The organism is Bacteroidales bacterium (assembly GCA_029210725.1).
Lineage (GTDB): Bacteria > Bacteroidota > Bacteroidia > Bacteroidales.
On sequence record JARGFM010000017.1, the window covers coordinates 25,553 to 39,229 of the forward strand.

General features: G+C 48.8%; 12 protein-coding genes. 7 read left to right on the plus strand and 5 right to left on the minus strand.

All coding sequences use genetic code 11. The annotated features are described in order from the left end of the window. Positions 1 to 348 precede the first annotated feature (348 nt). A complete protein-coding gene (locus P1P86_10775) occupies positions 349 to 1,164 on the plus strand; it encodes a SpoIIE family protein phosphatase (GenBank protein MDF1575659.1) in 816 nt (271 codons plus the stop codon). On the opposite strand, the gene P1P86_10780 is transcribed toward P1P86_10775, so the two are convergent. After that, a complete protein-coding gene (locus P1P86_10780; GenBank protein ID MDF1575660.1) occupies positions 1,136 to 2,839 on the minus strand; it encodes a response regulator in 1,704 nt (567 codons plus the stop codon). The genes P1P86_10775 and P1P86_10780 overlap by 29 nt on opposite strands. Positions 2,840 to 2,973: 134 nt before the next feature. On the opposite strand from P1P86_10780, the gene P1P86_10785 reads away from it, so the two are divergent. The 4 genes from P1P86_10785 (at position 2,974) to hutH (ending at position 7,565) form a co-directional block, all read left to right on the plus strand. Then, the gene (locus tag P1P86_10785; GenBank protein ID MDF1575661.1) at positions 2,974 to 3,672 is read left to right on the plus strand and encodes a hypothetical protein; all 699 of its coding nucleotides are present in this window, start codon (positions 2,974 to 2,976) and stop codon (positions 3,670 to 3,672) included. A gap of 21 nt (positions 3,673 to 3,693) precedes the next feature. After that, positions 3,694 to 4,551: a hypothetical protein gene (locus tag P1P86_10790; GenBank protein MDF1575662.1), complete on the plus strand. Its 858-nt coding sequence runs from the start codon at positions 3,694 to 3,696 to the stop codon at positions 4,549 to 4,551. Positions 4,552 to 4,562: 11 nt separating this feature from the next. Continuing rightward, positions 4,563 to 5,930 carry a histidine--tRNA ligase gene (gene hisS, locus P1P86_10795; GenBank protein MDF1575663.1) on the plus strand — a complete coding sequence of 456 codons (1,368 nt, stop codon included), beginning with the start codon at positions 4,563 to 4,565 and terminating at the stop codon, positions 5,928 to 5,930. Between the two features lie 63 nt (positions 5,931 to 5,993). Then, positions 5,994 to 7,565: a histidine ammonia-lyase gene (gene hutH / locus P1P86_10800; protein MDF1575664.1), complete on the plus strand. Its 1,572-nt coding sequence runs from the start codon at positions 5,994 to 5,996 to the stop codon at positions 7,563 to 7,565. A 5-nt stretch (positions 7,566 to 7,570) separates the two neighbouring features. Here hutH and P1P86_10805 read toward each other — a convergent pair whose 3' ends face one another. From P1P86_10805 to P1P86_10820, 4 genes are read right to left on the minus strand one after another with little or no spacing between them, the layout of a single operon-like run. Then, positions 7,571 to 8,107: a hypothetical protein gene (locus P1P86_10805; GenBank protein MDF1575665.1), complete on the minus strand. Its 537-nt coding sequence runs from the start codon at positions 8,105 to 8,107 to the stop codon at positions 7,571 to 7,573. Positions 8,108 to 8,124: 17 nt separating this feature from the next. Beyond that, positions 8,125 to 8,550, minus strand: coding sequence for a hypothetical protein (locus P1P86_10810; GenBank protein MDF1575666.1), 426 nt, complete (start codon positions 8,548 to 8,550; stop codon positions 8,125 to 8,127). Between the two features lie 49 nt (positions 8,551 to 8,599). Further along, positions 8,600 to 9,139, minus strand: coding sequence for an RNA polymerase sigma factor (locus P1P86_10815; GenBank protein ID MDF1575667.1), 540 nt, complete (start codon positions 9,137 to 9,139; stop codon positions 8,600 to 8,602). A gap of 57 nt (positions 9,140 to 9,196) precedes the next feature. Beyond that, entirely contained in the window at positions 9,197 to 10,615 is a 1,419-nt protein-coding gene (locus tag P1P86_10820; GenBank protein ID MDF1575668.1) for a VWA domain-containing protein, read from the minus strand. A 210-nt stretch (positions 10,616 to 10,825) separates the two neighbouring features. Between P1P86_10820 and P1P86_10825 the strand changes: the two genes are divergently transcribed. Both P1P86_10825 and P1P86_10830 read left to right on the plus strand, forming a co-directional pair. Beyond that, positions 10,826 to 12,919, plus strand: coding sequence for a histidine kinase (locus P1P86_10825; protein MDF1575669.1), 2,094 nt, complete (start codon positions 10,826 to 10,828; stop codon positions 12,917 to 12,919). Then, a complete protein-coding gene (locus P1P86_10830) occupies positions 12,916 to 13,665 on the plus strand; it encodes a LytTR family DNA-binding domain-containing protein (GenBank protein ID MDF1575670.1) in 750 nt (249 codons plus the stop codon). Before P1P86_10825 ends, P1P86_10830 begins: the two co-directional genes overlap by 4 nt. Positions 13,666 to 13,677 lie beyond the last annotated feature (12 nt).

Sequence of the window (13,677 nt, forward strand, 5' to 3'; positions counted from 1 at the left end):
ATTGTAATTCAATATGTTATACCGGCATCAAAATATTTGGATAAAAACTAAAATGTAACAAATTTGAAAAATGTAATCCCTTTGTTACACCCGGATTTTGCCAAAACAGACTACCCGGCTTTCAGTCCCTGTGCAGAGCCTACAATGAACACCCGGGGCATAGAATGGCCGCCGCACGCCTCACAGGCCGCCGCACGCCTCACGGGCTGCCGCACGGCTCACGGGCCGCTTCTGATTTCCCCTGTTTTTTATCGGCAACATTTTCATCTGTTTATGTAATAAATTAGATCATTTACATCTATATTTGATCCGTTAATCTTTATAACCAAACTGTTTGTCAAAGTCAACATGGAATGGATTCCCGGAGCCATAGATATCCTCCAAAAGCATTTCATTTTGCTCCTGATTCTCTTTCTGCTGGTAAGTTTTGTGCTGCACATCCTTCTGTTCAGGATAAGGATCAGGAAGTTCCAACAGGATTACCACCGGATGAAGGAGCAGGAGCAGGAGTCGCGGGTAGTCCTGCAGCATCGTAATAAGTTGCGCGACCGGAACAGAAGCTATGAACAGAGCCTTACCTATGCCCAGCGGATCCAGGGTGCCATGTTTTTTACCTCGGGGCAGTTAAAAGCATATTTCCCGGAATCTTTTATTTATCAGAGACCCAAGGAGATTGTAAGTGGTGACTTTAACTGGGCCAGGAGGATCAACGGGAAGATGCTTTTTTCGGTGGCCGATTGTACGGGGCATGGTGTTCCCGGGGCTTTTATGTCGCTGCTTGGACTGGAGTATGCCGGTGCATTTAGTCCGCTTTACATCATCCGGGATCACGAGATCCTGGAGGTGAAGGGCGAGCGGATTATCGTCGGACCCGATTACGGATTGCAGCGGGGATTATTTCAGAACAGGAGCATGGAGATTCAGGAGAATGATATGCTCTACCTGTTTACCGACGGGTACCCGGATCAGTTCGGCGGGCCGGAGGGAAAGAAGTTTAAATACAGGCGTTTCAGGCACCTGCTGATGTCCATTCACCACCTCCCCATGGCTGAACAGTTGCGTAAACTGGAAGAGAGTATGAACGAGTGGATGGGCAACAGAGAGCTTCAAATTGATGACCAGACCATTATGGGTATCAGGCCAGCAAGTTTTTCATCTTCCTGATAAGCAGCTCAGTGGTAAAGGGTTTGGCGATATACTCATCCGCACCCCCGGCCAGGCAGTTCTCCCGGTCCCCCGCCAGGGCATTGGCTGTAACGGCAATAATGGGGACGTGACTATCCCCGGTGGATTCAATTTCCCGGATTTTTTTAGTGGCCATTATACCATCCATCACAGGCATCATGATATCCATCAGGATCAAATCATATTTCTTGAGCCCGAACATTTCCAGGGCCTGTTTCCCGTTTAAGGCCACATCGATCTGGCTGACAGCCTTACTAAGACTGAGCAGCACAATTTTCTGGTTAATCACGTTGTCCTCCACCAGCAGAATCTTGGCATCTTTCAGTGCGATCCCCCGTTTAACGGCTCTCTTTTCAAGTTGCAGGGTATCATGCTTCGGGATGCTGGATTTGGTGGGATCCTTGGTGAAATCCTGGAGAAAGCGGATGCTTGTTCCGTCCGCTACCCGTTCGGCCAGGATGGTACTGTCGATTTCGTGCAAAAGGATATAGGCATTAGCCAGATTGGAGCCGGGATGGGCATTTCCATGGTAAAGCGACCGGATGTACTCCACCAGGGAGCCGCTCTCATCGGTCTCCACATGAAATGCGAACTCCAGCCTGACCTGGCTGGGAGTCTCCTTCAGGGAGCGGATTTCCAGTTTCACCGGATTGCCGGTTACCCGGTAGTCATTGATGCCGTGAATAATATTGACAATCAGGGTACGTAAAAGGCTGGGATCGCCGATAATGTAGTGACCCAGATTATCGCTGCGCGAAATGGATATCTCATCGCCGGTTCCTCCGCCCGATTTCAGAATACTCACAGACTTCTCCAGGACCGAAGTCAGATCAAAGGAGGTGATGCTCTTCTGATAATCCACGATTCCCGAGGAGGCGATTTGAACAATCCTGTTCACATCTTCAATGAGCAGATTGGTGGAAGCCTTCAGGGTTTCCATCAAATCCTTCTGCTCCGAGTTCAGTCTTTCATCGTGTACCAGATTATTGATCAGGGCAATATTGCTGAGCGAGGTTCGAAGCTTGTGGGATAGTTTACCAATAAAGTCATCCTTGTTCACAATGGTCAATTCAGCCTGTTTCCTCGATTCCTGCAGGTTGTTCATCAGTTTACTGTTGATTCTTTCCATATAGACGGCAATCAGAATCACCAGGATATAGGCAAAGTAGAAGACCAGCGAGTTAAGCAAGTCCAGATGAATGGAGCTCTCAAAAAGCCCCAGTGAATTAATGATTATGCTTAGAATGCCCAGTCCAACGGGAACATAGATCCCGTGGCGGCCATTCATACTGACTGCCGCCAGGGGGAAGAGCAGATAGAATGCCAGTACCAGGAGGGAGGATACCCCTTCATTAAAAATGTAGGCATTCAGAAGCACAACCGCAGCCAGAACCAGGGCAAGCAGGCTGCTCAGGTCGATCTTACGGCCAGCGGGCACATAGAGGAACAGGAACAAACCCAGTCCCAAAGAAATTCCATGGACCACCAGGAGTTCATACCGGCTGGAAATTACCGCGTAAATGACGGACACCAGGAGCAGGAACATCAGGATCACATAAAAGAAATTGATCCGCCTGGCCCTGACAGCCAGGGACTGCTCCATCTGTTCATCTACCCGGAGAGAAACAAGTCTTTGTAGAAATTCAAGAAACATACAATTCCAAGATGTGGCTAGTTTTTCCAAAGAAAGTTAAAATATGATCAATCCTGAAAAATATTGGCTCTATTTTTGTGCCTGAAACACATTATAGTTAGTAATTTTGTGTTAATATAGTGAAAGACCGCAATATGAGAAGCTTTGTTTTTTTCATAGTACTGTATTTGTGTCCTTTGCTGCTTGCACAGGAGGGCGGGGAGAGGGAGATGGTTATGTATACTCCGGAGTTTGAGTTTACGGACGGGCTTTTTCCCAACTTTGAGAGTGTAAAAGCAAACAATCCCATTCCTCCGGCGCGCATCGTGACCGATGAGGATCTTGCCGACCGGGCTTTTTATGACAAAATAACAGCGCAGAAGGAGATTATTATCTACGATGACAATGGGGTGAAAACGGTCCTGAAAACGGAGGATATATGGGGGTACAGCCGCAGCGGAATCCTTTACATCAATGTGGGTTCCGCCTTTCACCGCATCAGCTTCATGGGAAGCATTTGTCATTTTGTTGCCACTGTAACCACCTACAATCCAAACTATTACGATCCTTACTATTACAACCCATACTACTCCAGCTCCTACTATTACAACCGCTACTCCATGCCCCAGTCGAATGTGGGAAGCACCGATCTCCGACAGTATCTGCTCGATTTCGAGACGGGCGATGTGTTGGAATATGATACAGAGAGCGTGGAGGTACTGTTGATGAAGGATCCCGAGCTGGCAGATGAGTATCATGCCCTTCGTAAGCGGAAGAAGAAGCAGATGAAGTTCGTTTTCATACGACGGTTTAATGAAAAGCATCCGCTCTATTTTCCGGCCGGCCAATTTTGAACACCTAATCCATAGCAAATAATGAAAAAGTATTATGCCTTCCTGCTACTGTTGATCCCTTTGATGCAGCTGCAGGCTCAAAGAGAGTATCTTCCCAACCAGGAGGACCTGGACCATTTTTATACCACCAAAACCTATGTAGTTTTGGAGAGTAATGCCATTTCGGACTATAACATCGAGATCCAGGATGCGGTGAACAAATTCTGGGATATCACGGAATTTGAGTTTCTCCCGATGAAAGATTTTGCCGGGAAGAGTAAGGATAAGAATGCCTCTTTTCTTTACCTGGCCGGAGTAAGTTTTGAGAAAGACAAATCAAATGCCCGGTACCAGTTCCTCTGTCTTTCCCTTGGAGGAGACCGGGTCTCCATCGATGATCTGAGGGATCTGGCCAATATTCCCATGGGCTACTATGGAGTGGACGGAGATCATTATGCCTACAAGTTGGGGATCATGATCCGCTTCCTCCAGTACCATGTGAGGCTGATTACCGGGAACCAGAGTATTGTCAGCCAGAATATATATAAATACTACAACGAGAATATGGCCGATTTGAGGGGGAAGACCCTTTATCTGGTTGATGAAGAGCTGGACCGGGATGTCAACTCGCTTTCGAAAATCAAAGCCCTCTATCCGGGCGAGGTCAAACTGGTGGACCGCGAGGCCATCAAGGAGCTGATTATGTCTGCGGATAAGAATGCAGTGGTGCTGCATAAGGTTGGACCCGAGGGAAAGAAAATGAATGCCCGGGTTTATAAGATTCTGATCGGGCTCGCAGAAGCCAAGTTTTATTATTTTGATTACCACAAAGTCAATTCAAAAAACCCGGATGCATTTCTGGCCAGCGATTTCAAAAAACTGGCCAGGGCCACCGAATAAAAGAGCAATACATGGCCGATAAACCATCCATTCCCAAAGGAACCCGTGATTTTTCGCCCCTGGAAATGGCCAGGAGGAACTATATATTTGATACCATCCGAAGGATCTTTCTGGTGCATGGCTTTCTTCCCATCGAAACACCGGCCATGGAGAAGCTTTCATCACTTATGGGAAAGTACGGGGATGAAGGAGATAAACTACTGTTCAAGATCCTGAATTCGGGCGATTTTAAAGCGAAACTGCGTCCGGGAGAGCTTGACGAAGTTGCCGGGAGCCTGGCGGGCAAAATTTCGGAGAAGGGACTGCGCTATGACCTGACGGTTCCCTTTGCCCGTTACGTGGTACAGCACCGCAACGAGATCACCTTTCCTTTCAGGCGTTTTCAGATACAGCCCGTGTGGCGGGCCGATCGCCCGCAGAGGGGCCGTTACAGGGAGTTTTACCAGTGCGATGTGGATGTCATCGGCAGTAACTCACTGCTCAATGAATTTGAGCTGATCCAGATCATTGATGAAGTTTTCGGGGCCCTGGGACTAAAGGTGGTGATCAAACTCAATAACCGGAAGGTACTGGCAGGAATTGCTGAGGCCATTGGGGCAACGGAACAAATGAGCGATATCACCGTGGCCATAGATAAGCTTGAAAAGGTCGGGCAGGAGGGGGTTATGAAGGAACTGGAACAGAAGGGCCTGAGCAGGGCTTCCCTGGAGAAGCTCGACCCTCTGTTGAAGACGGAGGGGACGACTCTGGAAAAACTTGCTTTCCTGGAGGAATTCCTGGCAGGATCGGAAAGCGGTCTGGAGGGCCTGGGTGAGGTACGCCTCCTGTTGGATTACCTGAAGAGCGATCCTGTAGGATCCGTGCTTGAATTCGATCTGACCCTGGCCAGGGGCCTGAATTACTACACGGGAAGCATCCTGGAGGTGAAATCGGCCGAGGCTGAGATGGGGAGCATCTGTGGAGGGGGAAGGTATGACGATCTGACCGGTATTTTTGGGCTGGAGGGTGTTTCGGGAGTGGGCGTCTCCTTTGGCGCCGACCGCATCTATGACGTCCTGCTTCAGCTGGACCGCTTCCCGGAACGGGCTGCCCTGGATACACAACTGCTCTTTGTGAACTTCGGAGAAACAACAGTAAAGCACATCCTTCCCATCCTGAGTCTTCTCCGGAAAAACCACATCGCCTCTGAACTTTACCCCGACGAGGCCAAGATGAAAAAGCAGCTCAACTATGCCGACAAACGCCATATTCCCTTTGTGGCACTGGCAGGTGAGCAGGAAATCAGGGAAGGGGTGCTTACTCTTAAGGAAATGGACTCGGGCAGGCAGGAGAGGCTCACCCCGGAGGAGCTGGTAGAAAGATTATCCTCTGCCAAATAACATTTCATATTCCATCACCGGCTCATTTTTTTTTCTGTACTTGGATTTCTAATTCTCAAGGATATGGATAAGGTGCATAAGGATAAGGATAAGGATAAGGTGCATCTGGTAAGCACAGAGGAAATCGGGTGGAAGAAGTTTGAAGAGATCATTTCGGGAGGAACAAAGATTGTCCTGTCGGACGAGGTGATTAAGAAGATCAGGGTCTGCAGGGACTATCTGGATCGGAGGATGGAGCATACGGATGAGATCCTCTACGGGATCAATACCGGCTTCGGCTCCCTCTGCAATAAGATAATATCGGCGGAGAACCTGGGATTGTTGCAGAAGAACCTGGTGATGTCGCATGCCTGCGGGCTTGGGGAGGAGGTCAGTGAGGAGATTACCAGGCTGATGCTCCTTCTGAAAATCCAGTCGCTCTCCTACGGGCACTCCGGAGTTCAGGTGGCCACCGTGGAACGCCTGGCCGATCTCTATAACAACGATATCCTGCCGGTGGTTTATACCTATGGTTCGCTGGGAGCCTCGGGCGACCTGGCTCCCCTGGCCCATATGAGCCTGCCCCTGCTGGGCATGGGTGAAGTGAATGTGAAAGGGAAACGGAGAAAGGCCGCGGAGGTCATAAAAGAGATGGGCTGGGATCCCATTGAACTGAAATCCAAGGAAGGACTGGCCCTGTTGAACGGAACGCAGTTTATGAGTGCCTACGGGGTATACCTTTGTTTAAGAGTCTTTAAGCTCTCCCGGCTGGCCGATATTATCGCAGCCCTGTCGCTGGAGGCCTTCGACGGCAGGATCGAGCCATTCCATGAATTGATTCAGCAGATCCGGCCCCACCAGGGACAGCTGGTCACCGCCCGGAGAATCCGGTGGCTGCTGGAGGGAAGCGAGTTGATCGGCCGTCCCAAGGCCCATGTGCAGGATCCTTACTCCTTCAGATGCATCCCCCAGGTTCACGGAGCTTCCAAGGATTCCATCAACTACGTGGCCTATGTGTTCCGGAATGAGATCAATGCAGTTACCGATAATCCCACCATCTTCCCGGAGGAGGATCTGATCATTTCTGCCGGGAACTTCCATGGTCAGCCCCTGGCCCTGGCCCTGGATAATTTAGCCATCGCCATGAGCGAGATGGGGAATATTTCCGAACGGCGAACCTACCAGCTGGTGAGCGGCTCCCGGGGCCTGCCGCCTTTCCTGGTGGCCAATCCCGGCCTCAATTCCGGATTTATGATTCCCCAGTATACGGCAGCCTCCATGGTTAGTCATAACAAGCAGCTCTGTACCCCCTCATCGGTCGATTCCATTGAATCGTCGCAGGGTCAGGAGGATCATGTCAGTATGGGGGCCAATGCGGCTACCAAAGCCTATCAGGTGATGCTGAACCTGGAACGGATCCTGGCTATTGAACTCTATAATGCAGCTCAGGCCATCGAATTCAGGCGACCTGTGCGCACCAGTCCCTTTATGGAAAATTTCCTGAAAGAGTACAGAAAAGGAGTATCATTTGTGGAGGACGACAAGGTGATGTACCAGGATATCGATCGCAGTGTGAAATTCCTGCAGGAGATTGAACCGGACCTGCCGGAGGACCTGATCATGATGCGCGACTACTCGCCTGAAGATATGCGCTAGGGACCTTAATAGGGACAGGGTAATGACCCCATTGTAAAGGGCTCATTATCTGTTCCTTTATTTCCGGATCCTCCGCCCTGGCTGCGCCTTCCCTGTCCGTCATCGCGTAGTTTATGCAGGAGATGCCGGCGGAAATCCCACTCCACCTTGCCCAGTTTCAAAACCTTTTTGGCCGGCAGGGCATCCAGGAATTTCCCCTGGTAATACTCCCTTTCAAGCTCTAACCGGCTCTCTTTCAGGTTATAAACCTTTCTGAGGGTTTCCAGGATCTCCTTGTCGCTGAGATTGTCCGCATTTTTATGGGCATAGGTCCAGGTATTACGCTCATCCTCAACCAGTTTCATCTTCCGGTTCTGGAAGTCATTATAGAGTGGCCAAAAAGCATTGCTTTCCTTATCGGTCAGTTTCAGCTCTTCCGTGAAGTAGGCCTTTCGTTCCTCGTTAAACTTTTCAATCTGCTCCTTCGACTGGGCAATCAGATTACCTGAAGTGCAAAACAGGAACATGGCGGCGCTAAGAAAATAAAGGATTCTGGTTTTCATAATATTACGTCTTTTCACTATTCAAAAATGAGATCCATTTCCACGTCATTGATGGCCAGGTATTCGATGGCCTGAGAGGCAAATGCTTCCTGCTCATCCAATTCTCCCGACTCTTCTTCCTCCAGAAGTTCATAGAGGAAGCGGTCATCATCCAGGACCTGCATCTGTTCCAGAAGGGCCATATCCGGATAAAGACTCTCTGCTCCGGTGGAGGAGCTGAGCCGAATGATCGAAGAGGTAATCAGGGCCGCGGCCAGCACTGCTGCAGCCGTGGCCATCCAACGGGTGACTGTTCCGATCTTTCGAACCGGAACTCTGGAGGATTCTTCCTCTTTAATTCGCGCATGGAGCCGATCCGAAAAGCTTTCAAAGTACCCTTCAGGCACTTTAAATGGACTTTTCTTCAGCGCTTCCTGCTGCAAATCCGGTTTTTTATGATCCATTTTCATTTCTTATTCAGGTATTGGTTTGACTATGATGGTTGTAAAAGGTTTAATCCTTGTTCAGCATGCTTTCTATCTTTTTAACGGCATGGTGATAAGAAGCTTTCAGGGCACCTACCGAAGTACCCAGTATCTCCGACATAGCTTCATACTTCAGGTTGTCAAAATATTTCATGTTAAATACGATCCGTTGCTTTTCGGGCAGCCTGAGGATCGCCTTTTGTAATTTCAGCTGAATATCATCCCCGTTAAACCAGGGATCGGCTTCCAGCTTATCAAACATCTGCTCCTCCATATCTACCCAGGGGGCAAAGGCCTTCTTCTTTTTCTGTTTCAAAAAGGAGAGGGCCTCATTGGTGGCGATCCGGTAAAGCCAGGTGTACAAACCCGATTCGGAACGGAACGAGCCCAGGGACCGCCATATTTTGACCATGGTGTTCTGCAACACATCATCTGCATCCTCATGGCAAAGCACAATTTTACGGATATGCCAGTAGAGCCGCTCCTGGTATTTGATCACCAGCTGGTTAAAGGCAAGTTCTTCCTTGCCCAGGGTATTAAAGCCTTCGATTATCTCTCGGTCTTCCATTCCGGCATATTCCTTCAGACGATGATTGTTAGATTTGTTTCGGAGTGATGAGTTTAATTAAAAGAATTTAATGGTTTCCGGCTTTCCTTCCCCGACTTTAAAATCCTTGACCATGGAATAAGAGGAAGATTTATGGTCGTCCCTTCGGAACACCACCCGGTAGGAACCGGGCTGAAGGAGATAGGACTGTACCCTGGTTTTCTCCTGAAGGTTCATCACCCAGAGTTGCTCTCCGGAGGTTTTCATCTGGTAGAGGGAACCCACTCCCGGCTGTCCTGTATTGAAAGTGACGTACCCGGGAGCCGGAATCTCCACGGTGGTTGTATTACCCTGGCTGATCTCCAGGTCATGAAGCTCCATAACCGGGAAAACAGGTATCAGCAGGTCATAGGCCCCCACCAGGTATTTCTCCATAGTCCCCATTTCCTGCATATTGATTAACTCCTGATCGCCGGCCCGTTTCACCAGGACTTTTTCACTTTCGTAGGCATCCCCTCTGCGCGTGCGGATATAGAGGTAGCCCTGCGGGGCCTCCACCGAAATGGTATTGTGCCTGCCGGCCACCAGCCTGACACTATCGATCCGTATGGGCGGAATGGTCTGTAATCCGATATCGTAGGTGACCATAGGATTCAGGGAGAGGGTATCCGGATTTCCTTTAGCATTGAGGGTATGGATCATGTAATAATGGATGATTCCTGTATAGCGCTCGTAGAATGTCATATTTACATCCGTCTCGGTGGGCCTCTGCTGACTATCCAGCAGATTCACCTGGGCCGAGGTTGTATTCAGTGCCTGGCTGATTACCTTTTTCAAAGCTTTCCGGTACTCTTCCCGGGTGGGAGTGTCATAATACTCCCCGATGCAGTCAAAGGTTTTCCTGAATCCCGGATCGCTCCCGATCCCGATCACAAAAGGCCTCAGGATAATTCCTTTTTTCTGAAGATCGAGCGAAACCTGGCAGGGATCACCATCGCAGGCTTCTATTCCGTCAGTGATCAGCACGATGATATTCCGGCAGGTTCCGCAGGCAGGAAAATCTTCCGGAGCCTGAGCCAGGGACCAGGCGATGGGAGTGGTACCCTTGGGTTGAATCCTGTTCAGGGTCTCTCTGATTTTGTCGGCATTCAGGCGACCAAAGGGAACCTCCAGCCTGGTATCGCTGCAGTCCTGCGGGGAGACCGGGCTCTGGTGGCCGTAGACCCGCAGGGCCAGTTGCAGATCTTCCTTTTGTTCCAGGGTATCGAGCATTTCAAACAGTATGTCCCGGGCCAGATCAATTTTCAGTTCCCCTTCCCACTGTCCGGACATGCTGTTGGAGGCATCAAAAATAAACAGGATGCGTGAGGTAGGGGCTTCGCCGGCGCTCACCCTTTGCGCATGCAGCAGGCCGGCCTGATCGCTCAGAGGGAGCGCCCAGAGGCAGAGGAGCAGCCAAAAAGCGCTTTTACATAAGGTTCCGGTTCTGTTCTTCATAGCAATAAATCGAGTAATCCCGCCTAAAAGTACGAATTCCGCTTCAGAACTCAGGTGGAGTTACCAACAAAACCTATTCATACAAAAAAACGCCTGGTTCATCCATGAAATCAGGAGCTTGAATAAAAAATCTAACATTTACGCGGTGACAGGTAAAGGAATAAAGATTTTTTAAGTATCTCGCTTCAAACCTTCGGACTAATCTGATTGATGCGAAGAAATACATTGCCTGGCAGCAGGCAGACAGAGTTAATCGGGGCGATGATCCTTGTCGGAGTCTTGTTTTTCATATGGCTCGGAGCCAATGATTTTCGCATCACCCCTTTCAGGCTGGAGGAGATGGGCCAGGTCGTACAGCGAGATATCTGCTCCAGGTTTTATGACCTGTCGGGCGACGGAGTTGCAGAACAGATACATTTCCTTGATTATGGAGATTTCGCAACCATCGAAGTTTATTCCCTGGAAGGACGGCTTCTCTACCTGACAAAACTGGAGGGGAAGTTTCCGCACAAAAGATACTTCCATATTTTCGGCGATCATGACCTGGATGGAAAGGGAGAGAGTTATTGCATTACCCGCTCGGGCGACAGTCTTTTTTTAAACCAGCTGTACAACTTCAGTAATCTGACTTCACAACTTGACAAAATATACCTGGATACAACCATGCAACGGAACGGCGGATATGATTATTCTATGCCTCAGGGTTTGGTTGCAGACCTGGATGGCGATTCCCTAGGGGAGGTAGTATTCGGAATTCATGGAGGATATTCCCTGATCCCCAGAAAGATATTTGTGTATCATCCGGAGACACGGGCCCTGCAGAGTTCAAGAGATATGGGTGTAAGCTATGCTGGATGGTCCATCTTCGATCTGGACCAGGATGGGAAGAGTGAACTGATTACGGGATCCAGATCCACAGAAAATTTCGGACCTGACGAAAATATGATTTTCGGTGATCACCAGGCCGGGATCTTTATTTTCAACAGCGACCTCTCTCTTCGCATATCTTCCCTGCTTTACGAAGAAGGAAGGCCCTATGTGACAGCTTTTCCCATAGTGAGTGGCAAGGATACCCTGCTCTGCTCCCTCCTGCATATGATGGAGGCGGAAGAGCATGATTCCCTCTGTATCTATGATTTGTCATTAAAGCACCTTAAATCCGTTCCGGTTCCAGATAAACTAGAGCTTAGAGTTTACATCTTCGGGGCGGGTGGTGACAGGAATTACTATATGGGAAGAAGCAGCAATCTTTACCGTTTTGATGCAAAAAGGCTGGATATTTCACCCGTAAAAAGAAAGGGTTACCTGTTGAACTCTCGTGAGCAGGATCCCGGTTTTGACCTGCAGTATAAATTTCTCCGGTTTAACAATCAGATTACCCTGGTTGACCAGCACCTGAATAGCTGCAGTAATGAGTTGACCATCCCGGGATCAATCTTGGAGATGAACCTGTATAGTGCTTATGGAGATCAGGAAAGGATTTATGCCCTGCATGATGATAGAGCCCTGACCAGCAAGATGATCAGGCTGTCGTATAGAAACACCTACCCCTTCAGGCTGGTGTTTTATGGTCTGGCTTTTCTTATTTGCGGGATCTTATTCTATGCGATCATTTGGGGGGCTCACTACCTGTATTTGAGAAGAAAGATGTTCGAATACAGGCTACAGCTGGCTGAGCTGAAATCGGTCCATAATCAAATGCACCCTCATTTTACCTTTAACGTTCTCAATGCCATTGGTTCATTCATTTATTCGGAAGAGCGGGATAAGGCCTATCGTTACCTGAACGATGTTTCCGACATGCTGAGAGTGGTCCTGGACACCAGTCATCAGTCCTTATGGAGACTGCAGGATGAACTGGAGTTTATCCGCTTATATATAAAACTGGAGAACGTAAGGTTTTCCGGTAAATTCATTTACCTGGAGGAGATTGACAAAGAGGTGGACCCTGAAAGCCTGGTCCCCAAAATGATGATCCAGACCTTCGTGGAGAATGCCATCCGCCATGGTCTGTCGCAGAAGGAAAAGGAAGGGGAGTTGAAACTGGAGGTAACACGGACAAACAGAAGCCTCCGGATTACTATCGAAGATAACGGAATTGGCAGGATAGAGGCCAGACAGTTTTACAGGAACGGATCCGGAAACGGGATCCGTTTTGTGGAACGCTATATGGAAAACTATAACCGCATATATGGGAAGGGATTTGCAATTCAAATATCGGACATCCTTGACTTTCAAGGTCATATATCTGGTACCCGGGTACATCTGATCCTTCCGCTGCAACTCAAAACCAATGAGGTATGAAAAAGGAAATTGGCATATTAATCGTGGACGATGAGGATCAGGCAAGAAATTTGCTGAGTGCCATGATCGGTGAGATGAAGGGCTTCAGGGTGGCCGGCTCGGCTTCAGGTGTCGATGGGGCTATAAAGATCCTGGCGGTGCAGGCCATTGACGTTATCCTGCTGGATATCCAAATGCCCGGTAAGAACGGATTTATGCTGGTAGAGTTTCTCAGGGAGGCAAGGATTACCCCTGCCATTGTATTTGTTACTGCTTTCGAAAACTATGCCCTGAAGGCCATTAAATCCATGGCTTTCGACTACCTGCTGAAACCGGTTCGTAAAGAAGAGTTATCTGAAACTCTGCTCCGTTTTCAGGATGAGAAAGTAAACTGGGAACTTACGGATTATATAGAGAGTCTATACAAAACACTGGAAACAAAAAGGAAACTGGTATTCTCCGATCACAAAGGCATTTTTATGCTGTCCCCTGGAAAAATAGTCTATTTCGAAGCCGAAGGAAATTACACCTATGCCATGGTAGATTCGGGAGAAAGTTTTTGCATATCCAAAAATATCGGGGCCATTGAAGAAAGTCTTCCCCGCAACTTCATCCGCATCAGCCGCAAACATATTATCAACTTACAATTCCTGACCCGGGTCAATAACAAGAATCATCTTTGCATTTTGGAGGGAGACGATCCGGTGAAACTAACATTTTCCAGGAGCCGCCGCACCGCTCTGGAAGCCCGGCTGCTGGACGTTTAGCCTGAGGATCGG

What these genes read in the sequence shown, in the direction of transcription:
- P1P86_10775 (MDF1575659.1), top strand. Translation starts at nt 349, where the DNA reads ATGGAATGGATTCCCGGAGCCATAGATATCCTCCAAAAGCATTTCATT.
- P1P86_10780 (MDF1575660.1), bottom strand. Translation starts at nt 2,839, where the DNA reads ATGTTTCTTGAATTTCTACAAAGACTTGTTTCTCTCCGGGTAGATGAA.
- P1P86_10785 (MDF1575661.1), top strand. Translation starts at nt 2,974, where the DNA reads ATGAGAAGCTTTGTTTTTTTCATAGTACTGTATTTGTGTCCTTTGCTG.
- P1P86_10790 (MDF1575662.1), top strand. Translation starts at nt 3,694, where the DNA reads ATGAAAAAGTATTATGCCTTCCTGCTACTGTTGATCCCTTTGATGCAG.
- hisS (MDF1575663.1), top strand. Translation starts at nt 4,563, where the DNA reads ATGGCCGATAAACCATCCATTCCCAAAGGAACCCGTGATTTTTCGCCC.
- hutH (MDF1575664.1), top strand. Translation starts at nt 5,994, where the DNA reads ATGGATAAGGTGCATAAGGATAAGGATAAGGATAAGGTGCATCTGGTA.
- P1P86_10805 (MDF1575665.1), bottom strand. Translation starts at nt 8,107, where the DNA reads ATGAAAACCAGAATCCTTTATTTTCTTAGCGCCGCCATGTTCCTGTTT.
- P1P86_10810 (MDF1575666.1), bottom strand. Translation starts at nt 8,550, where the DNA reads ATGGATCATAAAAAACCGGATTTGCAGCAGGAAGCGCTGAAGAAAAGT.
- P1P86_10815 (MDF1575667.1), bottom strand. Translation starts at nt 9,139, where the DNA reads ATGGAAGACCGAGAGATAATCGAAGGCTTTAATACCCTGGGCAAGGAA.
- P1P86_10820 (MDF1575668.1), bottom strand. Translation starts at nt 10,615, where the DNA reads ATGAAGAACAGAACCGGAACCTTATGTAAAAGCGCTTTTTGGCTGCTC.
- P1P86_10825 (MDF1575669.1), top strand. Translation starts at nt 10,826, where the DNA reads ATGCGAAGAAATACATTGCCTGGCAGCAGGCAGACAGAGTTAATCGGG.
- P1P86_10830 (MDF1575670.1), top strand. Translation starts at nt 12,916, where the DNA reads ATGAAAAAGGAAATTGGCATATTAATCGTGGACGATGAGGATCAGGCA.